We start from the raw sequence: 25,506 nt of genomic DNA on the forward strand, positions 1-25,506 counted from the left end.
CATATTATTCTCAACACAAATTCAAGTCCAACACTTTTGCGCACACGGGTTTACCCGCAACTACCGCCTCGCATAGGCGGTCGTCTGAGGCGCATCCGTGACCGCCTGTCCAGCCGCCAGCCAGCAGGCGGCGCAGAAGGCAAGCGCACTGATCAGATAACAAACCATGGCCAGAAGCTGCGCGGGCCAGTGGGCACGCGTCAGATGTCCGGTGTAGCCCTGGCGCAACAGGCTGACCTGCGCCAGGTAGGCAAACAGAATTCCCAGGCAGGCGGCCAGCAGGCCGCCGAGCAGCAGCGCCAGCGGCAGTTGCAGATCCGGCGCGGCGATATCGCCGCCGACCACGCCCAGCGAAAACCCCGTCAGGACCAGCGCCGCGCCCCCATTGAGCCAGCCCAGGAAGCGGAACGCCCCCGCCAGCAGCGAGAACGACAGGCCGCTAGCACGGATCTGCTGGGCGCGGGCATCCATGGATCAGCCTTCGCCGCCCTTGCGGCAGACCGGCGTTGCGCTCTGGATGGAGGCGCGGGCAGCGGCGATTTCAGCAGCGTCCCAACGCCCTTCGCCCAAGACCGTGATGGTTACCTTGGCGGTGGAGGGGCTGGCGCTTTCGGCGGCAATCAGTTCCAGCACCTTGGCGGGTTCCGTCACCTTATAGAGCTGCACTTCGTCCGGCGCACCCTTTTCGCCCTTCACGTGGCGCCAGGCATAGGCGACGTTATAGGCGTGCTGCACTTGCACGTGGCAGGTGCGCACGTACTCGCCGGCCCGGCGGAAAGCCGCTTCGTAGTTGGTATTGACGGTGAAGGTCTCCGTGACGACGGCATCGGATTCGTAGACCCCTTTGCTCGCGCAGCCGGCCAACAAGGCCGCAAACGCCATTCCCAACCACAAAGACTTGCGCATGACACTTCCCACGATCGAATTCAACTCCGCGAATTATGCCAGGGGGAAAGCCCTCGCACCGCCTCCCGCTTGCAGCCCCTTTCTACGTAGCGCGCCAACAAAAAAGCCGCGAGAGGGATGCCAAGGCATGTCTCGCGGCTTCCAGGCCGGATTGCGGCGCAGGGCGCGGGCCTACTTGGTGGCGGCGCCCTCTATCTTCTCGCCGCCCCGCTGGATGTCCTTGCCTGCCCCCGCTACGGTGTTGCAACCGGCCGAGAGCGCGGCGATCGAAAGCAACATGACGAGAAAGACTTTGTTCTTCATAGACATCTCCTGTCTGGGCTTGGAAAGTGAAGCCAGCATACCCCAAAGACCCTCATTTGCGCATCGACCGGACCGGCTCGCGGCGGCTCCCCTATGGGAGGCTGAGCCGGGATCAAACGCCGTTGGAAAGGCTTGCGTTCGCCTGTCGCGCATTTAGCGCCAATCGATTAGGATGCGGACATGACCAAGAAACACACATCGCAAAGCGCCGGCTCGGCCCACCAGGGCTGGGGCTGGGAACAGCCGCAGTGCCGCGGGCAGGCGGCTTTGGCGCTCTTCATCGACGATCTCCATCGCATTTTGCAGGCGCATGCCGCTGGCAAGCTGGCTGAAAGCAGCACGCTCGCCGACGCGCAGCAGAACGTGAACGAATTGCTGGCCCGCTACAACGAAATTGGCGCCGCACCGGATATTTTCCTCGGCCAATCGGTCGAACTCAAAGAGGGCGTCGACCGCGATGGGGTGTCCCATACGGTACCGATTTTTTCGGCACGCCTGAAAAAGTCATTGGTATCGATGCTGGGCCAAGGCCCGGCCTGAAACGCCGCCCGGCTTGCCTGCAGGCTCAGGGCCATAACCAGAACAGTCACCACAGGAGACCGCACAATGAAGAATACCGACAACGTCGTAGAGTTCCTGCGCCTGCTGTCGCTGGATGTCTCCCTGGGAGCCGCCGCCCAGCATGCGGCCAGCCAGGCAGACGCGCCGCTGGCCCTGGCCCGCCTGGCCACCGCTCACGGCTTGCCTTGCAACGCATCGGACTGGTCGGCCTTTGCCCGCAGCTGCCTGGACAGCTCCGACCTGACCGAACAGACCGCAGTCCCCGAAGAAGCCACCATCTGGCAACTGGTGCAGGATCCCGCGCACGGCACGGACATTCCGGCCAGCGCGATTACCCGCGTCATCGGCATCGTCACGCAACCGGAAGGGGGCGAACCCGTCGTGGGCCACGTCGTCGGCGATCTGGCGCCGCGCGCGCCGCTGGGCCTGGCGCCCTATTCCTCGGGCTCCTGAGCTCATGCGGCTTCAGGCATCCGCCTGGCCGCGCCCACCCGATCGCAAGAATTCAATCGCCCCGGCCGCGGCGGCCACGCCGCTCGCCATGCAGGCCGTCAGCAGATAGCCGCCTGTCGGCGCCTCCCAATCCAGCATTTCCCCTGCGCAGAACACGCCAGGGATTTCGCGCAGCATCAGGCCGGAATCCAGCGCGGCGAACGACACGCCGCCTGCGGTGCTGATCGCTTCGTCGATAGGCCGCGCACGCAGCAGACGCAGCGGCAAGGCCTTGATGCGCAGGCCCAGCAGCTCGGGGGCGCGGAAATCTTCCGCCGAGGCGCATTCGCGCAGCAACCCCGCCTTGACCCCGGTCAGCCCCAACCGGCTTTGCAGATGGCTGGACATTGACCGCGAGCCGCGCGGGTGCGTCACGGCAGCCATCACTTTCTCCTGCGACCAGTCCGGAGCCAGATCCAGCATGGCGACGGCATGGCCTTGGGCATCGATACGGTCGCGCAGCGGCGCGGACAGGGCATACACCAGGCTGCCTTCTATGCCGGTTTCCGACACAACGAACTCTCCCTGACGGGCGGGAGCCACGCCGGCTGCGGTTTCGCAGGCCATGGCCACGGATTTCACGGGCTGTCCCGCATAGCGTTCGCGAAAATGATCCGACCACGCCACGTCGAATCCGCAATTGGCCGGCCGTAGCGGCGCGACCGTAACGCCGTGCGCTTGCAGGCCGTCGACCCAGGCGCCATCCGATCCCAATTTGGCCCAGCTGCCTCCGCCCAGCGCCAGCACCACGGCGTCAGCCGCGTAGCACTGCTCGCCCTCGGGCGTATCAAAGCGCAGCGCGCCCGGGCCAGGCCGGGAACCCGCCGGCCATCCCAGCCAGCGGTGCCGCATGTGCAGGCGCACGCCGCCGGCGCGCAGCCTGGCCAGCCAGGCCCGTAACAGGGGCGCCGCCTTCATCTCCTGGGGAAAAACCCGGCCGGACGAACCCACGAAGGTCTGGATGCCCAGTCCGTGGGTCCATTCCCGCAATCCGTCCGCGTCGAGCGCCTGCAGCCAAGGCGCGACATGGGACGCGCGGTCGCCGTAACGCGCCAGGAACGGCTCGGCCGGCTCGCTGTGGGTCAGATTCAGGCCGCCCCGCCCCGCCATCAGGAACTTGCGGCCGACCGATGGCATCGCATCGAACACATCCACCTGCACGCCTTGCGCGCTCAGGCGCTCGGCGGCCATCAGACCGGCGGGACCGCCGCCGATGACGGCGACGCGCGCGACAGCTGGACTCATGGCGTCGGCGCCTTCAGGCCGCAGGAATGGATACGCGTAGCACTAAGCATGGGGAACGGACCGGGAGGGAATGGCAAAACAGGGGCGGGCACGCCAGGGAGGGAAAAGATTGTCGCATAGCCGGACCGTCGTGCAGGAGGGAAGCAATAAACGCCCCAGTGGGGCGTTTATTGACCGGCGTTACCAAGTCATTGTTCTGGCAGGGAAAACCCGAAATGCGCAGAGGCTATCCCAAGGCTTGTCCACAGTTGCTGTGGGTAATTCAACCTGGGCTCGCGGCCAGGATTCAGGCGTGGGCGGCCGACTGCATCGGGCCGGACCAGGGTTCGGCGTCGATCTGGAAACGCAGTTCCTGGTATTCGCCATCCACCGAGACGGACGGCAACAGGCCCGCGCCCAGCGCCTGCCCCAGCGCACGGCGGCAAAGGGTTTCAGGATCGTCGGGCAAGGACTGGAACACCCCGTCCGGTATGCGCAGGCGCAGCATCGCCTGGGGATCGCCACGTTCGGCGGGCCTGCCGATATGGATATGGGCGGGATAGCCATGGGGGCACCAGATGCCCACGTGGTACTTGCCGTCAGCGCCCGTATCGGCGACATAGCCGGGATGATCGTATTTTGCTGTTCCCATGGACCCTCCTCGAGTGCGGCAACCTAGCGCGCGTGACCCATGGTAGCGCAGGGCTGCGGGCCTGTGCGGCCGTGAACACCAGGGAAAGTCCGGACTGGAACAAAGGTTTGACGCAGAGCAAGCGGCGCGGGAAATCCTGCCGCAAGACGAAAAAAAGCCGCGATTAGTATCGCGGCTTTCTTCTGCTTGAAACTGGTTGCGGGGGCAGGATTTGAACCTACGACCTTCGGGTTATGAGCCCGACGAGCTGCCAGACTGCTCCACCCCGCGTCTGATGTGTGAATCATACATCATTTTGAAATCTTGTGCAGCGCACCGAGGGAATTTTTTCGGCTTCTGGCCAAATCCAGCCGAAAAAATGCGGCCGCTGCCTGAAAAAAACGCTGCGCATAGCCCGGTACGTCCATGCATATCACCTCGGCCTGGCCGATGGCCGTGACCTGCGCCACGCCGCCGTAGCCCAGGCCATGCCCCTCACCCGCATTAATGCGCACCGATACCGCGCGAGGCAGTCCGCCCGCGGCTTCCGGGCCATTCACGGGTTCCTCGATCCGCACGCTGCCGCTGACGCACACCAGCGTGGCGCCGGCGCGCAGGACCAGTTTCCGGCTGGCGCCGGCGGCAAGTTCCAGGCGGCGGGCCTGGGCATCTGGGGTGTAAGTCGCAATCATCGTCGTCTCCTGTGGGACAACTACAGACTACGCGCGCCCTGCTATGCGCAACAGTCACACCCCTGAGGTTTCTGTACCGATGCAGATCCTCGATTTCGTCGCTGTTATGGTGTACTTTGCTTAAATCTGTGCCTAGTCTCACACCAACCTCGGGGAGCATGATCGGCGCATGGATCCGCAACCGCTCTATCTACGCCTGGCCAACCATTACCGGCGCGCCATCCAGACCGGCGTGCTGGCGCCCGCCCAGCGCATGCCCTCGGTCCGCACGCTAGTGCGCACCCACCACGTCAGCCTGTCCACGGCCTTGCAGGCCTGCCGCCAGCTGGAAGACGACGGCCTGATCGAAGCGCGGCCCCGCTCGGGCTACTTCGTGCTCAAGCCCCGCCGCAACACTATCCCGCCCGTGGACGAGCCGGACATCCGCCAGGCACTGGGCGCGGCGCAATACGTGGGCATCCACGATCGGGTCTCGGACTTCGTGGCCAAGTGCGAAGCGCATCCGGTCAGCGCCAACTTCGCCCTGGCCGCGGCAGTGCCCGAAGCCTATCCGCTGGAAGAACTTAAGCAGGCCATGATCCGCGCTCTGCGCCAGTCGCCGCAGGTGCTGGTCAGCCCGGTCCCGCCGCAGGGCCATCCGGACCTGCGCACCGTGCTCGCCCGCCGCGCACTGGCCAACGGCATCAACGCCACGCCGGACGACGTCATCGTCACGCATGGCTGCATCGAGGCGCTGAACCTGGCGCTGCGCGCGGTGGCGCGGCCAGGCGACACAATCGCGGTCGAATCGCCCGCCTACTTCGGCCTGCTGCAGATCCTGGAAAGCCTGGGCATGCGGGCGCTGGAGATTCCCACCAGCCCGCAGCACGGCCTGTCGATCGAAGCGCTGGACCTGGCGTTCCAGACCCACGGCAACATCCGCGCCGTGGTGGTGGTGCCCAATTTCCAGAACCCGCTGGGCTGCGTCATGCCCGACGCGGAAAAGGCGCGGCTGGTTGCGCTGTGCGAACGCCAGCAGGTGCCCCTGATCGAAGACGACACCTACGGCGCGCTGACGGACGACGACACGCCGCTGGCCGCCGCCAAGTCCTGGGACGCGACCGGCAACGTCATCTATTGTTCGTCCATGCACAAGACGCTGGCGCCAGGCATGCGCCTGGGCTGGCTGCTGGGCGGCCGCTGGAAGGCCCGCATCGCCATGCTGAAGTTCGCCCAGAGCCGGCCCAACGAACCATTGGCGCAAATTGCCGTGGCCGAGTTCATGGGCTCGCGCGCCTACGACCGCCATCTGTCGCGCCTGCGCCGGCACCTGAAGATGCAGCGCGACCAGACGGCCGAGACCATCGCTGCGCACTTCCCTTCCGGCACCCGCCTGAGCGTGCCGCAGGGCGGCATGCTGCTTTGGGTGGAGATGCCCGACGGACGCTCGGGCATGGACGTGTTCGAAGCCGCGCTCCGGCAAGGCATACGGGTCGCGCCGGGCGCCATGTTCTCCAATGGCACACGCTACAACCATTTCCTGCGCATCAGCTGCGGACAACGCACCACGCCCGAGATCACCGCTGCGCTGCAAACGCTCGCGCGCATCGTGGGCGAGCGGCCCAGATGAATCCCGCCCTGCACCAGCTCATCGTCGACTACGGCCTGTGGGCGGTGCTGGCCGGCACGCTGCTCGAAGGCGAAAGCGTGGTCGTTTTCGCCGGCTTCCTGGCACACCAGCACCTGCTGCACCTGCCCTATGTGGTGCTGTGCGCGTTCGCCGGTTCATTCCTTGCGGACCAGGCCCTGTTCCTGCTGGGCCGCCGCTATCGCGATCATCGCTATGTCCGGCGCATCCGCGAGAAGCCCGCTTTCGAAAAGGCCTTGGCCGCGGTGGACCGCTATCCGCACGGCTTCATCCTGAGCCTGCGTTTCCTGTACGGCCTGCGCACGGTGGGGCCAGTGGCGCTGGGCGTGTCGAATGTGCCGCCGCTGCGCTTCCTGGTGCTCAACGCCATCGCCGCCGCCATCTGGGCGGTGTGCTTCAGCACCCTGGGCTATCTGTTCGGCCAAACGATCGAATCCATGCTGGGACGCCTGCACGGCGTCGAGACCAAGCTGGCCGTGGCCATCGCGATCGGCGTGCTCATCTGGCTGGCTTATCACCTGCTGGGCAGGCGCCGCAAATAACTGCGCTCAGACCACCAGCTTGCCGCTGGCGCGCAGCACATAACGGCGCCGCGCGTTGCGGTACCAGCGGCCCACCAGGGGCAAGCGCGCCAGGCGGCGCAGGATGGGGTGGCGCTGGTCGAAGTCGTGCCAGGCCTTGAAGCCATGCCCCATGCGCTCCCAGCTCTGGCGCGCCTCGGGGGAAAGTTTGCCGGGGTCGAACGCCGCCAGCTTTGCTGCTTCCGAGACGCGCATCGCGATCGATCCGCCCCGGCATTCCAATGAATACTGATTCCGCATGGGGCCGCATATTACCCGGCTTGCGTGACCTGCGGCAGCGTGCAGCAAGCGCTGCCGCAGCGAGCAAATGGAGCCAGCTTTGACCGCTCCATGCAAGCCTTTGTAATTAAAGGAAAATGAACATCTATGCCCGCACTATCCCAAGGCTTGTCCACAGAAGTTGTGGGTAACTCCCGCAAGCCTGGACCCGCAAGCCAGCCTATTTCAAGGCGCCCAGAATCATGTCGCGCACGCTCTCGAAACCGGCCACGTACTGCGGATTCTCGGAGCGGGCCAGCAGGCTGGAATAGTTCTGTTCGAGCTGGGCTTCGATGGCCTCGCGCAGGCCGGGCGAAGCCTTGGCCAGATGCAGCATCGACAGCACGGTCGAATTCAGCGCATCGATGCGGCCGCCTTGATGCGAAATGGTATGCACGATGACGGCGATTTGTTCCTGGATGTCCATGTGTAAGCCTCCTGGCATTGAAGTCGGCGCAAATCCTAGCACGGCGCCACGCCGGCCCATGCTAGGCAAGCCCTGCGCGCCGCGCTAGCATGAAGCGTAGCCGCAGAGGCACGGCGGCGCACGTCACCGGCTCCGTCTCCAGGGCTGCGCGCCTGCGAGCATCCGGTGCAACCGGAGGCCTCCGATGAAGACGATCCAGAACTACGTTGCGCCGGACGCCCAGTCCATGCGGCGCCTGCAGGACCGGCTGGGATACAGCGACGCGCGCATGGCGGAGCTGGCCGGACTCGACGCAGCCATTCCCTGGCACAGTTTCATCGGCGGCCCCGAACCGCGCTCGCTGGGCCGCCAGCGCCTGTTCTACGTGGCGGCCCGCCTCACCTTGGACGAAGCGCAATGGCAACGCGTGCTGGCGGCCATGCATGACCTGGGCGCGCGTTTCGATTATCAGGACACCCGGCATCCCGACGCCCTGCCCGCGCCGGAACCCGTCGCCGACGAAGAGCGCAAGTTCGGCATGTTGCTGGTCAGCCGTAACGGCTCCTTCCACGAAATGGAGCAGTTGCGCGAATTCGCGCATTTCGCGCACGAGGCCGATGTCAGCCGCTATGTGCATTCGGCCTTCTACGATAGCGACATCGATCTGTGCCGCTTCAGCTTCGCCGACCACGACGGCCTGGACGATGCCAGCCGCGATCGCATCTTCGATGCTGCGCGCAAGACCATCACGCGCTTCGAGTTCGACGGGCGCATCTATCAAGGCGGCATTCCACCCGAATCCGATGGCTAGCGCCTGGCGCCATGCTGGCGTGCGAGGGCCGGCTGCGCATTGACGCGGGCAGGCCCGGGCCTGTACCGTCGGCACTCGCGCCCTCTCGCTCCATGCCGCCCATTTCCGTATGAACGAACGACTCGACGCCATCGACCGGCAACTGCTCAGCCTGCTGCAAGCCAATGCGCGCGAACCCGCGGCCATCCTGGCGCGCAAGCTCGGCCTGGCCCGTACCACGGTGGTGGCGCGCATTGCGCGGCTCGAACGCGAGCACATCGTGGCGGGCTATGGCGTGCGCCTGGGGCGCTTGCTGGAAGAAGCGGCGGTGCGCGCCTATTGCTTCATCAGCGTACTGCCCAAGACTCCCGCCGCGGTCATACGCGAACTGGAGAAGATGCCCGAAGTCGAGGAGGTCTCCTCGGTCAGCGGCCCCTACGATTACCTCATCTTCCTGCGCTGCGAAACCCACGAACAGCTGGACGAACTGCTGGACCGCATCGGCCTGATCGACGGGGTCAAGCAGACCCAGACTTCCATCGTCCTGAGCCGCAAGCTCGATCGCCGCAGCGCCGTGGCCGCACCATGAAATGATGGTGTAATTGAGGTAATCGCCATTCCAGGACGCCTCATGTTTGCACGCCTTGCCCCCGCCGCCGTATTGCTTGCCCTGCTGACCGCCTGTTCCAGCATGAGCGAGGTCACGCCCGCCGGCAAGGACACCTACAGCGTCACCCACAGCTCCGGCTCGCAGATGATGACCTGGGTGGAAATCAAGAACCAGGCCCTGCTGCGGGCCGAACAGTATTGCCAGTCGATCGACCGCAAGCTGGTCAAGCCCAAGATCACCTCCAACCACGCGACCGGCCTGGGCCCCAAGCGCGCCACCGTGACCTTCGAATGCGGCGTCATCGAGCCGCCCAAGAATTCCTCGAAGTAAGGCGGCGGCCCACCCAGATCCGCAACACAACCTCAGTCCCCGCATCGTGAACACCTCCCTGCCCGTAGGCATCACCATGGGCGATGCCGCCGGCATCGGTCCCGAAATCGTCGTCAAGGCCTACGCGCAAGGCCTGAACGCGCCTTGCGTGGTGTATGGCGATGCGGGCGCACTGCGCCGCGCCGCCGCCCAGCTGGGCGCAAGGCTGGAGATCGTCGAGGTCGCCGACGTCGGCCAGGCAGCGCCGGGCGCGGACCACATCAACGTCATCGCCTGCAGCCCTGCCCTGCCCGCCGACCTGCCCCTGGGGCAGATCAGCGCGGCCGCGGGACGCGGCGCCTACGATTATGTCTGCGCCGCCATCGACGACGCGCAGGCCGGCCGCATCCGCGCCATCGTCACCGCGCCGCTGAACAAGAAATCCATGCATGCCGCCGGCATCGACTATCCCGGCCACACCGAGATCCTCGCGGAACGCTCAGATACGCAAGACTTCGCGATGATGCTGGCCAACGACGAGTTGCGCGTGCTGCTGGTGACCATACACGTGGCGCTGGCCGACGTGATCGCGCGCATCACGCCGCAGGCGGAACTGACTGCCATGCGGCTGGCCGACCAGGCCTGCCGCCAGATGGGCATCGCCCAGCCGCGCGTCGCGGTCGCGGGCCTGAATCCGCACGCGGGCGAAGGCGGCAAGTTCGGCCGCGAAGACATCGACATCATCGAGCCCGCAATCGCCGCTGCCCGCGCGCAAGGCATAGACGCGAGCGGGCCCTGGCCCGGCGACACGATCTTCATGCGCGCCAGGCGCGGCGAGTTCGATATCGTGGTGGCGCAGTACCACGACCAGGGACTCATTCCGGTCAAGTACCTGGGCCTGGACCACGGCGTGAACGTGACGGTAGGCCTGCCTTTCGTGCGCACCAGCGTGGACCACGGCACTGCCTTCGACATCGCGGGCAAGGGCCTGGCCGACCATGCTTCGCTGGTCGCGGCGTTCGACCTGGCGCTGGCCATGACGCCCTGAGCGCCGCGCTGCGGCGCTGCTGCGACCTGCAGCGCTGACAACTGGCTGTCAGGAAGCAAGACGTCCCGGGGACTACAATACTGCCCGTTTACGGCGCCCGCGGCGCTTTCCGTCCGCCCTCCCCCTTCCATCCCTCATGTCACGCCTTGCCCGCCTTCTTCCCGATCGCTTCACCCTCTATCTGATCTGCACCGTCATCATCGCCAGCATCGTACCCGCTCATGGGCAAGGCGTGGTGGTGTTCGGCTGGATCACCAACATCGCGGTCGGCCTGCTGTTCTTCCTGCACGGCGCGCGCCTGTCGCGCGAGGCCATCATCGCCGGCCTGACGCACTGGAAGCTGCACCTCACGATCTTCTCCGCGACCTTCCTCATGTTCCCGCTGCTGGGCCTGGCGCTCAAGCCGGTGCTGGAACCGCTGGTCACGCCCGAACTCTATCTGGGCATCCTGTTCCTGTGCTGCCTGCCCGCCACGGTGCAATCGGCCATCGCCTTCACCTCGATGGCGCGCGGCAACGTGCCGGCTGCCGTGTGCAGCGCCTCCGCCTCCAGCCTGCTCGGCATCTTCATCACCCCGCTGCTGGTGGGCACGGTGGTCGCCAACGCGGGCAGCGCGCCGATCTCGTTCGACGCCGTCGGCAAGATCATGCTGCAACTGCTGTTGCCCTTCGTGCTGGGCCAGTTCGCCCGCCGCTGGATCGGCGCCTGGGTGCACAAGCGCAAGGCCATGCTGAAGTTCGTCGACCAGGGCTCCATCCTGCTGGTGGTCTACACGGCGTTTTCTGAAGCCATCAACGAAGGCCTGTGGAGTTCGACCCCGATCCCCGCGCTGGCCGGCCTGGTGGTGGCTTGCGCCGTCATCCTGGCGCTGGCGCTGGGTCTGTCGGCCCTGGCCGGCCGCGTGTTCGGCTTCAATGTCGAAGACCGCATCACGCTGCTGTTCTGCGGCTCGAAGAAAAGCCTGGCCAGCGGCATTCCGATGGCGCAGGTGCTGTTCGCCGGCCACGCCGTGGGCGCGATCGTGCTGCCGCTGATGCTGTTCCACCAGATCCAGCTGATGGTGTGCGGCGTGCTGGCCGCGCGCTTCGGCAAGCGTCCCGAGGCGCAAGCCTGAAGCGGGTTCGCAGCTGCAATGAAAAACCGCGCCGAGGCGCGGTTTTTTCTTGGACCGGACAGGTTCAGTACATGTCGCGCGGCTGTGCGCCCGAGAAGTTCAGGAAGCGCGTGCTGGAGCCCTGGAAGGTCAAACGCACGGAACCAATGGGACCGTTACGCTGCTTGCCGATGATGATCTCGGCGGTGCCCTTGTCCGGCGAATCGGGGTTGTAGACTTCGTCGCGGTAAATGAACAGGATCACGTCCGCGTCCTGTTCGATAGCGCCGGATTCGCGCAGGTCGCTCATCACGGGGCGCTTGTTGGGACGCTGTTCCAGGCTTCGGTTCAGCTGCGACAGCGCGATCAGCGGGCAGTTCAGTTCCTTGGCCAGGCCCTTGAGCGAGCGGCTGATTTCCGACACTTCGGTGGCCCGGTTTTCGCCCGAGCCATTGCCCGACATGAGCTGCAGGTAGTCGATGATGATCAGGCCGAGCTGGCCGCATTGGCGCGCCAGGCGGCGCGCGCGCGCCCGCACTTCCATCGGGCTGAGCGCCGGCGATTCGTCGATGTAGACCTGCGCGTCCTGCATCAGCTGGACCGCGTGGGTCACGCGTGGCCAGTCCTCGGCGATCAGCTTGCCGGTCCGCATGCGATGCTGGTCCAGCAGGCCCACGGAGCCCAGCATACGCATGGCCAGCTGGACCGCGCCCATTTCCATGGAGAACACCGCCACCGGCAGCCCTTCCTCGATGGCGACGTGTTCGCCGATGTTCATCGAGAACGAGGTCTTGCCCATGGACGGGCGGCCGGCCACGATGATCAGGTCGCCGCCCTGCATGCCCGAGGTCATCTTGTCCAGATCGGTGAAGCCCGTGGGCACGCCGGTCACGTCGGAGGTGCTCTCGCGGTGATAGAGCTCGTCGATGCGCTCCACCACCTGCGTCAGCAGCGGCTGGATTTCCTGGAAGCCCGCGGCGCCGCGTGCGCCTTCCTGGGCGATCTGGAACACCTTGGACTCGGCCTCGTCCAGCAGTTGGCGCGCTTCCTTGCCCTGCGGGCTCATGGCGGCCGCGGAGATCTCGTCGGCGATCGCGACCAGCTTGCGCAGCATGGCGCGCTCGCGCACGATCTCGCCATAACGGCGGATGTTGGCGGCCGACGGCGTGTTGTGGGCCAGCGCGTTCAAATAGGCCAGGCCGCCGGCATCCTCGGCCTTGCCGGCGCTGACCAGCGACTCGTGGACGGTGATGACGTCCGCCGGGCGCGCCAGCCCGATCAGGCGGGCAATATGGTGCCAGATAAGCCGGTGGTCGTGCCGGTAGAAATCCTCTTCGACCAGCACGTCGGCGATGCGGTCCCAGGCTGCGTTGTCCAGCAGCAGGCCGCCCAGAACCGACTGTTCCGCCTCGATGGAATGGGGGGGAACGCGCAGGTATTCGAGCTGGGAGTCGGCAGGTGTATTCATGACTTCAATAGTAACGGCTGCAGGATGTCCGCGACGCGGAAGAATCCCTGGATATCGCGCGAGGGCAATCGGCCCAGCACCACGCGCAAGGGCGCGGCAATGCCGCAGAGCACGCGCGCCAGGCGCGTCAGGCGGGCTCGGACCTCGGGGTCGGGGTTGCTTTCGAAATAGACTTCGAACGCCAGTTTACCCAGCGTGCGGGCCACGTCGTCCGGCAATTTACGCAAAGACACCAGAGAGGCCAGCATCTGGAACAGGTCATAGGCCTGGGCCAGCGGGCGCGACAGGGTCGAACCGATGTTCTCTTCGAAATCGATGCGCCACAGCTCGCCGTCCTGCAGGGTGATATTGCGGATCTGGGCGCCGCCATGCCACATGCCGCGGGCATGGAAAGCGGCCAGATCTGCTGCCGCGGCGCGCGCCAGCCACAAGCGGGACGTCGTGTCCTCGTTGCGGATCAGGTCGGCCAGGTCTTCGCCCACGTATTCCAGCACCAGCAGGCCTTGCTCCTGCCACCAGACCTCGGGCACGCGGCAACCGGCCTTGAGCAGTTGCGCCAGGCGCTGCGACTCATGCGTCAGGCCGTTGCGCAGCAACACGCCCGGACGTGGAAACTCGCCGAGGAAAATCTTGCATCCCACGCCCAGGAACAGGGCGCGCACATAGCGCAGCGCGTAGCTCACGCCCTGACCGATGCCGGGACGGCGGCGCTTGATGATGCAGCGCACGCCATCTATCGTCACATCCCTCACCGAAGGTTCACGCGACGCATCCACGCTATCCAACCAGGCTCGCAGGCCGGGGGGCGCGTTGTGGTGAACGGGGGGCTGAGTCAAGACGTCCTCTGAGGAATGCGGCGCGGGGCCTGGATCGTGGAGTCCGAAGACTACACGCAATACGCGATGGACAAAAAGAAAAAAAGCCGGCGCGCGGGCCGGCTTCTTTTTTACTGCGGGTACCGGCTTAGGACAGTTCGCCTTCGACCAGGATCGTCACGTCGACCAGAACGTCGGCGTGCAGGGCAACCTGGGCCGGGAACTCGCCGATCGACTTCAGCTGGCCGTTGGGCAGGCGGATTTGCGCCTTTTCCACGGCTTCGAAGCCGGCCTTGCGCAGGCCTTCAGCGATGTCGGCGTTGGTGACCGAGCCGAACAGGCGGCCGTCGACGCCAGCCTTCTGGACGATCTTCAGCTGGAAGCCGGCGACGCGCTCGCCCAGAGCCTGGGCGGCGGCCAGCTTTTCAGCCTGGGCCTTTTCCAGTTCGGCGCGGCGCGCTTCGAATTCCTTCAGGGCGGCGTCGGTTGCGCGACGGGCCTTGCGCTGGGGGATCAGGAAGTTGCGAGCATAGCCATCACGCACGCGGACGACTTCGCCGAGGTTACCCAGGTTGACGACTTTTTCGAGCAGAATAACTTGCATTTCAGTGCCCCGGATTAGTTGTGGTTGTCGGTGTAAGGCAACAGGGCCAGGAAGCGCGCGCGCTTGATGGCGGTGTCCAGCTGACGCTGGTAGATTGCCTTGGTGCCGGTCAGGCGAGCCGGGATGATCTTGCCGTTTTCTTGCACGAAGTCGCGCAGGGTGTCCAGATCCTTGTAGTCGATCTCTTCCACGCCGGCAGCGGTGAAGCGGCAGAACTTACGACGCTTGAAGAGCGGGTTCTGCTGCGTGAATTTGCGTTTTTCCTTGCGTTTTCCGAAGAAAGCCATGATATGTGCCTCTTTGTTTGAGGGGGCCGGGTTCTACCCAAAACGGGCCCAAACCCCCATAACCTATCCGTAATCAGAAGGCGCTCATCGCGCCTCTTGCCCAATTCCCTTCAAGCCACCAGCGGATCGCGCCCTGCGCTGCCGCTGATCCTGCGTGCCTGCTGCAAATGCAGCTTGACCTTCACCGAGTCCTTGCGGGTGGGAGCCAGAAACCCCTGCACCAGCAATTCGGACCCTAGCGCGGTGTCCTTCAGCAGCAACGCCAGATCGCCCAGTGCCACGGCCGCGATAGTCAGTTCGACGCGGCGCGGGTGGCCTGCTTCGATGACTTCGGACTCGTGCGCCAGCACCATTTCCAGTGCGGGCAAACCGGCGGGAGTGTGGCGCAAAGGCTCGCATTCGAGAACGCGGGCGCTGAGTTCCAGCTTGTTCATCCTGCCAGGCACCGAGGGGACTTCATGGGATGAGCTCTGCGTGAGCCCTGCTTACTCGGCCTGAGCCGGCGCTGCTGCTTCAGCCGAAGCCTTGCGGGCTTCTTCGCGTTCGACCGACTTCATCATGATCGAGGGCGTGGCTTGAGCCTTCTTGGTCTTGATGACCAGGTGGCGCAGAACGGCGTCGTTGTAGCGGAACGAGTGTTCCAGCTCATCCAGCGTGGCTTGGCCGCACTCGATGTTCAGGCAGACGTAGTGAGCCTTGACGAGCTTCTGGATCGGGTAGGCCAGTTGACGGCGACCCCAGTCTTCCAGGCGGTGAACCGAGCCGCCTTGGCCCGTGACCAGCGCTTGGTAACGCTCGACCATGGCGGGCACTTGCTCGCTTTGGTCGGGGTGAACGATAAACACCACTTCGTAGTGACGCATGAGTAAAACTCCTTGAGGATGTCTCGCTGGCCGACCGTCCTGCGCCCCCGCTTTCCATCAGGGGCGGATCGCAATATGCATCTTGAACAGTGGCCCGCAAGGGGCAGCCCGCTACCCAAAAACCATGGGCGGTCGAGCAAGAAAGCTCTCGATTATCACCGATTGAGCGGTCAGACGCAAGCCAGAGGCAGGTCAGGAAATAAGGGACGGACTATTTCCATCGCCCTGCCCCGCCTGCCGAGGCAAATCGGCAACATCGATTTCCTGGGGACGGTTGACCACGCCGACCATCACGTAGCTGATGATCATCAGCAGGAACCATGAGCCCAGCTTGGCGATGGACACGAGTTGCCAGCCCTGCGACTGGTTTGGATAGCGCCAGGCGTTGGCGAAGGTGCCGATGTTCTCGGCGAACCAGATGAACAGGGCCACCAGCACGAAACCCAGCAGCAGCGGCATGCGGCGGTAGACTCGCCAAATGCGGAAATACACCCAGGTGCGGGCGAACAGGATGGCGGTCAGCGCGAACAGCGCCCACCGGATATCCATGATGTAGTGGTGCGCGAAGAAGTTCAGGTAGATCAGCACCGACAGCGCCACGCAGGCCGCCAGCGGCGGATGCGCGCGGAAGCGGAAATCGAACAGGCGCCAGACGCGGGCGAGATAGCTGCCCACCGCCGCGTACATGAAGCCCGTGAACAGCGGCACGCCGCCGATGCGCAGCACGCTGGCCTCGGGATAGATCCACGAACCCGCGGCGGTCTTGAACACTTCCATGCCCGTGCCCACCACATGGAACAGCAGGATCACGCGGGCTTCGCTCCAGGTTTCCATGCGCAGCGCCAGCAGCAGCGCCTGGATGCCCAGCGCGGCCAGGGTCAGGAAGTCGTAGCGGGCCAGCGCGGCGTCTTTCGGATACCACCAGTGCGTGCCCAGCAGCAGCGCGCACATCAGGCCGCCGAACAGGCAGGCCCAGGCCTGCTTCACGCCAAAGCGGAAGAACTCGTAAAGGGCCACGCCAAAACGGCCGCGGCCGGCCAGATTGCTGGCCAGCCGCGATTCCCACTCCTGCAGCCCCGCGATGAGCGGCCAGTCATTGGCCGCCGGATGGCTCACGGAAAGCTCAGCCTTCCACGACGGCGTAGGCCGAGTGGTTGTGGATGGATTCGAAGTTCTCGGCTTCCACGCGGTAGCGGGCGATGCCGGGATGCGCGTTCAGGCGGGCAGCCACGTCGCGCACCAGGTCCTCGACGAACTTGGGATTGTCGTAGGCGCGCTCGGTGACGTACTTCTCGTCCGGGCGCTTGAGCAGGCCCCACAGTTCGCACGAGCCTTCTTCTTCGATCAGGCGGATGACGCCGTCCATGCCGATGTCGGCATTCAGGATGGCCGACACCGTGACGTGCGAGCGCTGGTTGTGCGCGCCGTATTCGGAGATGGCCTTGGAGCAGGGACAGAGGCTGGTGACGGGCACCTGCACGATCAACTCGAACTCGACCTCGTCGCCCTGGGCGCGGGCGATCCATTGCACTTCGTAGTCCAACAGGCTTTGCACGCCGGAAATCGGGGCGGACTTGTTGATGAAGTACGGGAAGGCGGCGGTGATGTCGCCGCGCTCGGCATGCAGCAGCGGCAGCATGTCGGCAGCCATGGCGCGGAACAGGGTCGGCGTCATGGGGATGCTGCGGTACTTTTCCAGCAGGGCCACGAAGCGGGACATGTGCGTCCCTTTTTCTTCGGGCGGCAGCGCCACCGTGAGCGTCCAGTTGGCCACGGTGCCTTGGGGCGAGCCGTCGCCGCTTTCAATCAACATGGGGTGGCGCACGCCACGGATGCCCACGCGCTGAATCGGGATGTGCCGGGTGTCCGCCGAACTCTGGACGTCGGGCATCACGATGGCGGGGTCGATCGGAGAATTCATTTCGGCTTACCTGTCTAGGCAATCAGTCGTGAAAACGCACGGGCCTAGGAATCTTTGAGAAGGGGGCCATTATCGCCCATAGTCCGCGGATCGCCAGGGAAAACCCTTTTATCCGTAGGTTGGCGGGGCCGGAACAGTGTGTTTCATTGCCGCGGACAGTGGCCTGGCCCCTGCCCGCGGAATCGGGCCGGATTCAGCCCAGCAGATTGGCGTAACGGGCGCGGATCGCGCTTTCGATGCCCGCCGCGTCCAGGCCGATGCCGGCCCACAGCGCCGACTGCTCGCCGTGGTCGATGAACTCGTCGGGCAGGCCCAGTTGCAGGACCGGGATCGCAACCCCCGCCGCGCTCAGCGTTTCCAGCACCGCGCTGCCGGCGCCGCCCATGATGGAAGCGTCTTCCAGCGTAACCAGGGCGTCATGGCGGCTGGCCAGGTCGAGGATCAGTTCGCGGTCGATCGGCTTGACGAAGCGCATGTCGGCCACGGTGGCATCGAGCTTTTCAGCCGCGCCCAACGCGGCCTGAAGCAGCATGCCGAAACCCAGGATGGCGATCTTGCGGCCCTCGCGGCGCACCACGCCGCGGCCGAGCTCGACCGTGTCCAGGCCGGGCGCTTCAGCCGCGCCGCAGCCCGCGCCGCGCGGATAGCGCACCGACGCCGGGCCGGGATACTGATAACAGGTCGACAGCAGCAGCCGCGTTTCGTTTTCGTCCGAGGGCGTGGCCACGACCATGTTGGGCACGCAGCGCAGAAAGGCGATGTCGTAATTGCCCGCATGCGTGGCGCCGTCCGCGCCCACCAGGCCGGCGCGGTCCAGCGCGAAGGTCACGTCCAGGTTCTGCAGGGCCACGTCGTGGATGAACTGGTCGTAGCCGCGCTGCATGAAGGTGGAGTAGATCGCGACCACGGGCTTCTGGCCTTCGCAGGCGATGCCCGCAGCGAACGTCACGGCGTGCTGCTCGGCGATGCCCACGTCGAAGTAGCGCTGCGGAAAGCGCTTTTCGAATTCCACCAGCCCGCTGCCCTCGCGCATGGCGGGCGTGATGGCGACCAGGCGCGAATCCTGTTCGGCCATGTCGCACAGCCACTGGCCGAACACCTGCGTGAAGCTGCGCTTGCCCGGCGCCTTCGATTGCTGGATGCCGACGGCCGGATCGAACTTGCCCGGACCGTGGTACAGCACCGGGTCGGCCTCGGCCAGCTTGTAGCCCTGGCCCTTCTTGGTGACCACGTGCAGGAACTGCAGGCCTTCCAGGGCCTTGAGGTTCTGCAGCGTGGGCACCAGCGCGTCCAGGTCGTGCCCGTCGATCGGGCCGACGTAGTTGAAGCCGAATTCCTCGAACAGCGTGGCCGGCGTGACCATGCCCTTGGCATGCTCTTCGAAGCGGCGCGCCAGTTCCAGCACCGGCGGCACGTGTTGCAGCACCGCGCGGCCGACGTTCTTGGCGGCCGCATAGAAGCGGCCCGACATCAGGCGCGCCAGGTAGCGGTTCAGCGCCCCCACTGGCGGTGAGATCGACATGTCGTTGTCGTTCAGGATCACCAGCAGGTTGATGTTGGGCGTGACGCCGGCATTGTTCATGGCTTCGAAGGCCATGCCGGCGGACATCGCGCCGTCGCCGATGATGGCGATGTGCTGGCGCTGCACGCCGGCGTTGCGCGAGGCCACCGCCATGCCCAGCGCCGCGGAGATGGAAGTGGACGAATGCGCGGTGCCGAAGGCGTCGTACTCGGATTCACTGCGCTTGGGGAAACCCGAAATCCCGCCCTGCTGGCGCAGCTTGGCCATGCCGGCGCGGCGGCCAGTCAGGATCTTGTGCGGGTAGGACTGGTGGCCTACGTCCCAGACGATGCGGTCATGCGGCGTGTCGAACACCTGATGCAGGGCCAGGGTGAGCTCGACCGTGCCCAGGTTGGACGACAGGTGCCCGCCCGTTTTGGACACCGATTCCAGCACGAAGCCGCGCAGCTCGTCGGCCAGCTTCTTCAGCTCGCGGCGATCCAGGCGCTTGAGGTCAGCCGGGGATTGAATGCGGTCCAGTAAATCTGTCGTCATGCTTTTATGTGGTTCGTTGGCCCGGTCTGCCTCCAGCCCGGGCTGGTCCCGGTTCAGCGGTCTCGTAGGACGATGAAGTCGGCCAGTTCAGCCAGGCGCGATCCGGCCTCGCCCAGCGGAGCCAGGGCGGCCAGCGCGTCCTCACGCAGTTCCTGGGCGAACGCGCGCGCGCCGTCCAGGCCCAGAAGCGATACATAGGTGGGCTTGTTCTCGGCGGCGTCCTTGCCCGGCGTCTTGCCCAGGCTGGCGCTGTCGGCGGTCACGTCCAGGATGTCGTCGACCACCTGGAAGGCCAGGCCCACCGCCTGCGCGTAGGCGTCCAGCGCCTGGCGCGAGGCCGAACTGGCGCCCGCCACGATGCCGCCCAGGGCCACGCTGCAAGCCAGCATGGCGCCCGTCTTCATGCTGTGCATGGTTTGCAGCTCGTCGCGCGACAGCGCGCGGCCGACGCTGAACAGGTCAATGGCCTGGCCGCCGGCCATGCCCTGGCTGCCGGCGGCGCGCGCCAGCGACTGAGTGGCCTGCACGATCAGCGCGGGCGCGATCGGCATGGAAGCCAGCAGATCGAAGGCCAGCGGTTGCAGCGCATCGCCCGCCAGCATGGCGGTGGCTTCGTCGAACTTCACGTGGGTGGTGGGACGGCCGCGGCGCAGCGTGTCGTCGTCCATGCAGGGCAGATCGTCATGCACCAGCGAATAGGCGTGGATCAGTTCCACCGCCGCGGCGGCGCGGTCCAGCGAGGCCTGCACGGCCAGCACGCTGCCGCTGACGGGGCAGGCCTGCCCCGCCGCGTAGACCAGCGCGGCGCGCACCCGCTTGCCGCCGCCGAGCACGGCGTAGCGCATGGCTTCATGCAGCCGCGCGGGCAACGCGTCCGCCGGGGGGAGCAGATCGTCCAGGACGTCTTCGACGTGCTGGACACGGCCTTGCAACCATTCCGGGAAGGCGAGTTGAATTTGCTTCATCGGGTTCTTATTCGTCATCCAGCGCCGCCGGGTCCAGCGGACGCAGCAAGTCGCCCTCCAGGACCTTGACCTGCTGTTCGGCCTGCGCCAAGCGTTCCTGGCAGACCCGCGTGAGCGCCACGCCGCGCCGGTAGGCGGCCAGCGACTGCTCCAGCGGCAACGAGCCGTCTTCCATGGCCGCTACCAGCGATTCGAGTTCGGCCAGCGCCGTTTCGAAATCCTGGGGCAAGGGACGGTCATCGATCTGCGGATCGGCTTGTGAAGATTTGGCCAAACGGGTCTCCGAGGGCGCTAGGGGTGGATCAATCCGTGAATTGTACGAGATACCCGCAAGGCCGTCGGGCTTGCCGCCGCGCGCGGCGCGTCTCAGGCCGCAGCGCCTGCCAGCCCCGCAATGGCGCCCTGCAGCAGCGGCGCCACGCGCGTACGCAGGTCCGCCTCGGGCAAGAGGCTGGCGGGCCCGCCGCAGCTCATGACGAAGACGCCCTCGCCCGTGATGGAGGCAAACGGCACGGCGACCGCATTGATCCCCGACTGCCATTCGCCGATGGCGTAGCAGCAGCCCGTGTCGCGCAGTTCGGCGCGGGCGCGCTCCATGGCGGCCGCGTCCGGCGCGGTCTCGCCCAGCCGGGCCAACGCGTCGGCGCAGGCCTGGGGCGGCAGGCTGGCCAGGTAGGCCCGGCCCATGGCGCTGTCCAGGCTGGCGCGATAGCCGACGGGCAGGCGCAGGTAGAGCGCCGAAGACCCATGGATGGCCTCGACGTAGGTCATGGCATCGCCATCGAAGGCGCCCAGGGCCACCGCGCCGCCGGTGGCGCGCGCCAGCTCGGTCATCGAGGCCTTGGCCAGTTCGCGCACCTCCAGCCCGGCCAGCAGACCGAAGCCCAGCGCCAGCACGCCATAGCCAGGCGAATATTTGCCGGTGTCCGGGTGATAGCGCAGATAACCCAATTCAGTAAGGGTGTAGGTGATGCGGCTGATGGTGGGCTTGGGCAAACCGGTCAGGCGCGCCAGGTCCAGATTGCCCAAGGCCGTCACGCCATGGCGAAAACAGCGCAGTACATCCAGCCCGCGCGCCAGTGCGGTAATGAAATCAGGCGAGTTGGCGCCCACGCCCGCGCCGGCGGCGCGCTTGCGGCGCGCGGGCAGGCTGAGTTCGACCTTGCCGTCCGGTTTGGCGGCGGGATGGGCGATGCGCTTGGCGTCAGAAAAAGATTGCATTTCTATTCGCTTCGTTTTTATAGTTTATTTCGAATAACAAAATTAAATTCCATTTTACGGAATTTAATGCACCCAAGGAGACTTGGCAAGCGCTACCCGCAGCGCCAAGCCAGGCCCGAACATCCACTCATGCACGCGATTTCAAGGGGAAAAACATGATTCGCACTAGCTTCAAACTGCTGGCCACCCTGCTGCTCAGCGCCGCCGCGCTGGGTGCCCAGGCCGAAACCTATCCGGCCCGGCCGATCAAGGTGGTCTCGCCCTTCCCCGCCGGCGGCGCCACCGACGTGCTGACCCGCATCCTGGCCGAGCGCATGGCCAAGACGCTGGGCCAGCCCATGATCGTCGAGAACAAGGCAGGCGCCGGCACCTCGATCGGGGCGGCCTTTGTTTCGCGCGAAGCGCCGGACGGCTACACCATCCTGATGGCGACCAACTCCACGCTGGTCACCAACCGCTATCTGTACAAGGAACTGCCCTACGATCCCGATGGCTTCGCCCGCATCGGCATGGTCGGCGTCGGGCCGCTGGTCCTGCTGTCCAGCCCCAAGCGGCCGTTCAACAGCACCCAGGACGTGGTGGCCTACGCCAAGCAGAATCCAGGCAAGCTGACCTTCGCCACCTTCGGCCCGGGCACGTCCTCGCACCTGGCGGGCGAACTCTTCAAGGAACGCGCGGGCATCGACATCCTGCACGTGCCCTTCAAGGGCGCGACCCAGGCCCTGCCCGCCCTGGTCAGCGGCGACGTGGACCTGTTCTTCGACATGGTGGCCACCGGCATGCCGCAGGCCGATGCCGGCAAGGTCAAGGTCTTCGCCATCACCAGCCCGGGCCGCCTGGCGACGCAGCCCAAGCTGGCGACGCTGGCCGAACAAGGCTATCCCGCGTTCGACATGACCGCCTGGTTCAGCTTCGTGGCGCCCAAGGGCACCCCCGCCCCCGTGATGGAAAAGCTGCAGCAGGCCCTGGCCGAGACCCTGCAGGACGAGACCATCAAGAAGCGCATGCTGGACATGGGCATCGACCCGCGCTCGGGCACGGCTGCCGAACTGGACAAGCAGATCAAGACCGAACAGCCGATCGTGGCGCAACTGATCAAGCAGGCCAATATCGTCCTGCAATGATGGCGCGGCTGGTTTCGTGACAAAACGTAGGCGGGCCCGCGCCCGCCCGTGAATGCGCCGCGCCGCGCGGCGTCCGCCGGCAGAGGGCTCCAGCGCCCCTGCCGGTTTTTCATGCGCGTCGATATGCCCTCTAACCCCTGGATACAGAACCAGGACGCTGCCCGCTGCTATGGTGAAAAAGTAGACACCGCCATGGGAGCCCGATGCCGTACGCCGAAGAGAAATATGCGCGCCTGGATGCCGCCCGCTGGTTGGCGGCGGTAGCCGTCGTGCTGCTGCACAGCGCCGCCATGGTGGTAAGCAACCCCGCGGTGTACGGCGGGGGAGCGTGGCTGGCGGCCAATCTGTACGACTCGGCGGCGCGCTGGTGCGTGCCCGTGTTCGTCATGGTCAGCGGCGCCCTGCTGCTGGATCCCGACAAGCCGCAGGACGCGCGCCAGTTCTACAGCCGGCGCATGGCGCGGATCTGCGCGCCGCTCTTGTTCTGGACGTTTTTCTATCTGGCCTGGCGCACGGCGCTGGATTGGTGGGACGACGGCCGCATCGATTTTTCGTTCTGGCCGCGCAAGCTGGTGCAGGGCGAGCCGTACTACCACCTGTGGTACCTGTACATGATCGTGGGCCTGTATCTGTTCGCGCCGCTGGTGCGCGTCCTGTATGCGCGCAGCACGCCGCGCGCCCGCGCCTTGTGGGTCGTCGGCATCCTGGGCGTGGCGATCCTGGACGCGCTGTACCGCCGCGCGCTGGGCGCGCCCGCGGGCTTCTTCCTGACCTGGTTCCTGCCCTATCTGGGCTACTTCGTGGCGGGCCGCCTGATCTTCGACGGCCAGATGCGCATCCCGCGTCCCGGCCTGATGCTGGCGGCCAGCGTCGCCGCGACCGCGCTGGGCGTGTACACGATGTCGAGCAACCGCGCGCTGGATACCTACTTCTACGACTACTTCAGTCTCACGGTGCCGTTCATGTCGCTGGCCGCATTCCAGTGGATCGTTGGGTCGCCGCGCCTGCCGCGGCTGGCCTCGCTGGCGCCTTTGACCTTCGGCGTCTACCTGATCCATCCACTGTTCCTGGACGTGGCGCATCGCGCCGGCGCCTTGACGGGCGCGCGCAACGAGGCCTGGACGCTGCCCATGCTGGCGGTGGCCGTGTTCATGTTGTCGGCGGCCAGCAGCTGGCTGATGAGACGCCATCCGGCCACCCGGCGCTTCGTCTGAAAGGCCTACATCTTCAAGGGGTTATGCCTCGCGCAGCGCGTGCACGACGGCTACGGCATAACTTCACGAAGCTTCGCAGATCTTCACGGGCGCGGGGTAAGGGCTTGGGGTACAATTCACGGCTTATTTGATCGGCCAGACACCGATTTTTCTTCGCGCCAGCACGGAACGCATCCTGCGGATTTCAAAGCCGCCAGGCAAAAGCCCCTCCGTCCTGGCTTTTTTATCCGAGCGGGGGGAATCATGACCGACATCGGTCGGATGGCACATGTAGTGCCAGCTCGCACCCAGCTACCCGTCAGCGCGTATTTTGACGAAGCCCTCTTTGCCCGCGAGCAAGAACTCATTTTCAAGCAATCCTCACAATACGTCGGCCACCAGAAAGTGGTGCCCGAAATCGGGGATTGGCGTACGTTGGTCCAGGAAGACGGAGGACGCGTGCTGGTTCGCAACCAGCAAGGCGTCGAACTCATCTCAAATGTCTGCCGCCACCGCCAGGCGCTGATGCTTGGCGGCGAAACCGGCAATGTGGCCGGCAACTGCAATACGCATGGCAATCTGAAGGCAACCGGCGGCAATATCGTCTGCCCCTTGCATCGTTGGACGTACAACAACCAGGGCGAGTTGTTGGGCGCGCCCCAGTTCGCCACCACGCCCTGCATGAACCTGCAGAAGTTCCGCCTGCGCGACTGCCATGGCCTGCTGTTCGAAGGCCCGCGTGATCCGGCCGCCGACATGGCGCCGCTGTTCTCGCGCCCGGAATTCGACTTCGGCGACTACGTGCTGGACCACGTCGAAGTGCACCAGTGCAACTACAACTGGAAGACCTTCATCGAGGTCTACCTCGAGGACTACCACGTCGGTCCGTTCCATCCGGGCCTGGGCCGCTTCGTCACCTGCGACGACCTGAGCTGGGAGTTCAACGACTGGTACAGCCTGCAGAAGGTCGGCGTGCACAACGCCCTGGCGCAGCCGGGGTCCGACGTGTACAAGCAATGGCACGACCGCCTGCTGGCGTTCCGCGAAGGCGATGCGCCTGATTTCGGCGCGGTCTGGGTCACGTACTTCCCGACCCACATGATCGAGCTGTATCCGCATGTGCTGGTGCTCTCCACGCTGTACCCGAAGGGCCCGCAGGAAACTGTGAACGTGGTCGAGTTCTACTACCCCGAGGAAATCGCCGCCTTCGAACGCGAGTTCGTCGAGGCGCAGCGCGCCGCCTACATGGAAACGGCGATCGAGGACGACGAGATCGCCGAGCGCATGGACGCGGGCCGCAAGGCGCTGATGCTGCGCGGCGTGAACGAAACCGGTCCCTACCAGTCGCCCATGGAAGACGGCATGCAGCACTTCCATGAATGGTATCGCCGCATCATGCAGGAGCGGGTCTGAAGCCTGGCTCCGGCGCCTGTCCCATGCAAAAAGGCCTCGCACATG

32 protein-coding genes and 1 tRNA gene are annotated in these 25,506 nt (G+C 65.5%); 12 read left to right on the forward strand and 21 right to left on the reverse strand.

Translation table 11 applies throughout. The features are described 5' to 3' along the window. Positions 1-60 precede the first annotated feature (60 nt). From HV766_RS19365 to HV766_RS19375, 3 genes are all read right to left on the reverse strand, one after another. Positions 61-471 carry a hypothetical protein gene (locus HV766_RS19365; RefSeq protein WP_175181703.1) on the reverse strand — a complete coding sequence of 137 codons (411 nt, stop codon included), beginning with the start codon at positions 469-471 and terminating at the stop codon, positions 61-63. A gap of 3 nt (positions 472-474) precedes the next feature. Then, entirely contained in the window at positions 475-906 is a 432-nt protein-coding gene (locus HV766_RS19370) for a BPTD_2524 family lipoprotein (protein ID WP_054451045.1), read from the reverse strand. Positions 907-1,077: 171 nt separating this feature from the next. Continuing rightward, positions 1,078-1,209 carry an entericidin A/B family lipoprotein gene (locus HV766_RS19375; RefSeq protein WP_042792633.1) on the reverse strand — a complete coding sequence of 44 codons (132 nt, stop codon included), beginning with the start codon at positions 1,207-1,209 and terminating at the stop codon, positions 1,078-1,080. Between the two features lie 180 nt (positions 1,210-1,389). Here HV766_RS19375 and HV766_RS19380 point away from each other — a divergent pair, with 180 nt between their 5' ends. Beyond that, a complete protein-coding gene (locus HV766_RS19380; RefSeq protein WP_054451044.1) occupies positions 1,390-1,749 on the forward strand; it encodes a hypothetical protein in 360 nt (119 codons plus the stop codon). A 66-nt stretch (positions 1,750-1,815) separates the two neighbouring features. Continuing rightward, positions 1,816-2,223, forward strand: coding sequence for a hypothetical protein (locus HV766_RS19385; RefSeq protein ID WP_054451043.1), 408 nt, complete (start codon positions 1,816-1,818; stop codon positions 2,221-2,223). 12 nt (positions 2,224-2,235) lie between these two features. On the opposite strand, the gene HV766_RS19390 is transcribed toward HV766_RS19385, so the two are convergent. The 4 genes from HV766_RS19390 to HV766_RS19405 form a co-directional block, all read right to left on the reverse strand. Beyond that, positions 2,236-3,507 carry a TIGR03862 family flavoprotein gene (locus HV766_RS19390; RefSeq protein WP_175181704.1) on the reverse strand — a complete coding sequence of 424 codons (1,272 nt, stop codon included), beginning with the start codon at positions 3,505-3,507 and terminating at the stop codon, positions 2,236-2,238. Between the two features lie 286 nt (positions 3,508-3,793). Beyond that, positions 3,794-4,138, reverse strand: a complete 345-nt coding sequence (locus HV766_RS19395) for a hypothetical protein (RefSeq protein WP_054451041.1) — start codon at positions 4,136-4,138, stop codon at positions 3,794-3,796. 193 nt (positions 4,139-4,331) lie between these two features. Further along, positions 4,332-4,408 (reverse strand) — tRNA-Met (locus tag HV766_RS19400). 20 nt (positions 4,409-4,428) lie between these two features. Then, entirely contained in the window at positions 4,429-4,809 is a 381-nt protein-coding gene (locus tag HV766_RS19405) for a hypothetical protein (protein WP_054451040.1), read from the reverse strand. A 169-nt stretch (positions 4,810-4,978) separates the two neighbouring features. Here HV766_RS19405 and HV766_RS19410 point away from each other — a divergent pair, with 169 nt between their 5' ends. Beyond that, positions 4,979-6,418 (forward strand): aminotransferase-like domain-containing protein, encoded by a 1,440-nt coding sequence (locus tag HV766_RS19410; protein ID WP_054451039.1) that lies wholly within the window; start codon positions 4,979-4,981, stop codon positions 6,416-6,418. Continuing rightward, positions 6,415-6,978 carry a DedA family protein gene (locus tag HV766_RS19415; protein WP_175181705.1) on the forward strand — a complete coding sequence of 188 codons (564 nt, stop codon included), beginning with the start codon at positions 6,415-6,417 and terminating at the stop codon, positions 6,976-6,978. Before HV766_RS19410 ends, HV766_RS19415 begins: the two co-directional genes overlap by 4 nt. 6 nt (positions 6,979-6,984) lie before the next feature. Here the strand turns inward: HV766_RS19415 and HV766_RS19420 are convergent, their stop codons facing one another. Both HV766_RS19420 and HV766_RS19425 read right to left on the reverse strand, forming a co-directional pair. Then, entirely contained in the window at positions 6,985-7,212 is a 228-nt protein-coding gene (locus HV766_RS19420) for a hypothetical protein (protein WP_223283424.1), read from the reverse strand. A gap of 244 nt (positions 7,213-7,456) precedes the next feature. Next, positions 7,457-7,702 (reverse strand): hypothetical protein, encoded by a 246-nt coding sequence (locus HV766_RS19425; RefSeq protein ID WP_054451036.1) that lies wholly within the window; start codon positions 7,700-7,702, stop codon positions 7,457-7,459. A 184-nt stretch (positions 7,703-7,886) separates the two neighbouring features. Between HV766_RS19425 and HV766_RS19430 the strand changes: the two genes are divergently transcribed. The 5 genes from HV766_RS19430 (at position 7,887) to HV766_RS19450 (ending at position 11,552) form a co-directional block, all read left to right on the forward strand. Then, positions 7,887-8,492, forward strand: a complete 606-nt coding sequence (locus tag HV766_RS19430; RefSeq protein WP_054451035.1) for a hypothetical protein — start codon at positions 7,887-7,889, stop codon at positions 8,490-8,492. Between the two features lie 109 nt (positions 8,493-8,601). Then, on the forward strand, positions 8,602-9,060 hold the full coding sequence (locus tag HV766_RS19435; protein ID WP_054451034.1) for an Lrp/AsnC family transcriptional regulator: 459 nt from the start codon (positions 8,602-8,604) through the stop codon (positions 9,058-9,060). 42 nt (positions 9,061-9,102) lie between these two features. Beyond that, positions 9,103-9,411, forward strand: a complete 309-nt coding sequence (locus tag HV766_RS19440) for a hypothetical protein (RefSeq protein WP_054451033.1) — start codon at positions 9,103-9,105, stop codon at positions 9,409-9,411. A 46-nt stretch (positions 9,412-9,457) separates the two neighbouring features. After that, entirely contained in the window at positions 9,458-10,438 is a 981-nt protein-coding gene (pdxA, locus tag HV766_RS19445) for a 4-hydroxythreonine-4-phosphate dehydrogenase PdxA (protein ID WP_082400687.1), read from the forward strand. A gap of 136 nt (positions 10,439-10,574) precedes the next feature. Then, positions 10,575-11,552 (forward strand): bile acid:sodium symporter family protein, encoded by a 978-nt coding sequence (locus HV766_RS19450; RefSeq protein ID WP_054451031.1) that lies wholly within the window; start codon positions 10,575-10,577, stop codon positions 11,550-11,552. 64 nt (positions 11,553-11,616) lie between these two features. Here HV766_RS19450 and HV766_RS19455 read toward each other — a convergent pair whose 3' ends face one another. From HV766_RS19455 to HV766_RS19510, 12 genes are all read right to left on the reverse strand, one after another. Beyond that, complete coding sequence (locus HV766_RS19455; protein WP_054451030.1) at positions 11,617-12,999, reverse strand: replicative DNA helicase; 1,383 nt, start codon at positions 12,997-12,999, stop codon at positions 11,617-11,619. Continuing rightward, positions 12,996-13,835, reverse strand: a complete 840-nt coding sequence (locus HV766_RS19460) for a BUD32 family EKC/KEOPS complex subunit (protein WP_054451029.1) — start codon at positions 13,833-13,835, stop codon at positions 12,996-12,998. The genes HV766_RS19455 and HV766_RS19460 overlap by 4 nt, the downstream gene beginning before the upstream one ends. A 127-nt stretch (positions 13,836-13,962) precedes the next feature. After that, positions 13,963-14,418, reverse strand: coding sequence for a 50S ribosomal protein L9 (gene rplI / locus HV766_RS19465; RefSeq protein ID WP_054451028.1), 456 nt, complete (start codon positions 14,416-14,418; stop codon positions 13,963-13,965). Positions 14,419-14,432: 14 nt separating this feature from the next. Beyond that, the gene (gene rpsR, locus HV766_RS19470) at positions 14,433-14,705 is read right to left on the reverse strand and encodes a 30S ribosomal protein S18 (RefSeq protein ID WP_006218308.1); all 273 of its coding nucleotides are present in this window, start codon (positions 14,703-14,705) and stop codon (positions 14,433-14,435) included. A gap of 110 nt (positions 14,706-14,815) precedes the next feature. Beyond that, the gene (gene priB / locus HV766_RS19475; protein WP_054451027.1) at positions 14,816-15,139 is read right to left on the reverse strand and encodes a primosomal replication protein N; all 324 of its coding nucleotides are present in this window, start codon (positions 15,137-15,139) and stop codon (positions 14,816-14,818) included. Between the two features lie 51 nt (positions 15,140-15,190). After that, a complete protein-coding gene (rpsF, locus tag HV766_RS19480) occupies positions 15,191-15,568 on the reverse strand; it encodes a 30S ribosomal protein S6 (protein ID WP_013392507.1) in 378 nt (125 codons plus the stop codon). Between the two features lie 192 nt (positions 15,569-15,760). Beyond that, positions 15,761-16,684, reverse strand: a complete 924-nt coding sequence (locus HV766_RS19485; RefSeq protein WP_119450556.1) for a DUF817 domain-containing protein — start codon at positions 16,682-16,684, stop codon at positions 15,761-15,763. Between the two features lie 7 nt (positions 16,685-16,691). Continuing rightward, a complete protein-coding gene (gene folE2 / locus HV766_RS19490) occupies positions 16,692-17,489 on the reverse strand; it encodes a GTP cyclohydrolase FolE2 (protein WP_054451025.1) in 798 nt (265 codons plus the stop codon). Positions 17,490-17,682: 193 nt separating this feature from the next. Further along, complete coding sequence (dxs, locus tag HV766_RS19495) at positions 17,683-19,545, reverse strand: 1-deoxy-D-xylulose-5-phosphate synthase (RefSeq protein WP_175162470.1); 1,863 nt, start codon at positions 19,543-19,545, stop codon at positions 17,683-17,685. A 53-nt stretch (positions 19,546-19,598) separates the two neighbouring features. Further along, positions 19,599-20,510, reverse strand: a complete 912-nt coding sequence (locus tag HV766_RS19500; protein ID WP_054451023.1) for a polyprenyl synthetase family protein — start codon at positions 20,508-20,510, stop codon at positions 19,599-19,601. 7 nt (positions 20,511-20,517) lie between these two features. Further along, entirely contained in the window at positions 20,518-20,784 is a 267-nt protein-coding gene (locus HV766_RS19505; protein WP_054451022.1) for an exodeoxyribonuclease VII small subunit, read from the reverse strand. Positions 20,785-20,876: 92 nt separating this feature from the next. Beyond that, positions 20,877-21,731, reverse strand: a complete 855-nt coding sequence (locus HV766_RS19510; RefSeq protein ID WP_175181706.1) for an IclR family transcriptional regulator — start codon at positions 21,729-21,731, stop codon at positions 20,877-20,879. 155 nt (positions 21,732-21,886) lie between these two features. Between HV766_RS19510 and HV766_RS19515 the strand changes: the two genes are divergently transcribed. From HV766_RS19515 to HV766_RS19525, 3 genes are all read left to right on the forward strand, one after another. Beyond that, positions 21,887-22,855: a Bug family tripartite tricarboxylate transporter substrate binding protein gene (locus HV766_RS19515; protein ID WP_054451020.1), complete on the forward strand. Its 969-nt coding sequence runs from the start codon at positions 21,887-21,889 to the stop codon at positions 22,853-22,855. Positions 22,856-23,058: 203 nt separating this feature from the next. Continuing rightward, complete coding sequence (locus tag HV766_RS19520) at positions 23,059-24,069, forward strand: acyltransferase (protein ID WP_054451019.1); 1,011 nt, start codon at positions 23,059-23,061, stop codon at positions 24,067-24,069. 243 nt (positions 24,070-24,312) lie between these two features. Further along, positions 24,313-25,461: an aromatic ring-hydroxylating oxygenase subunit alpha gene (locus tag HV766_RS19525; RefSeq protein WP_054451018.1), complete on the forward strand. Its 1,149-nt coding sequence runs from the start codon at positions 24,313-24,315 to the stop codon at positions 25,459-25,461. Positions 25,462-25,506 lie beyond the last annotated feature (45 nt).

This window comes from Achromobacter aegrifaciens, assembly GCF_902859735.1.
Classification (GTDB): domain Bacteria; phylum Pseudomonadota; class Gammaproteobacteria; order Burkholderiales; family Burkholderiaceae_B; genus Achromobacter; species Achromobacter aegrifaciens.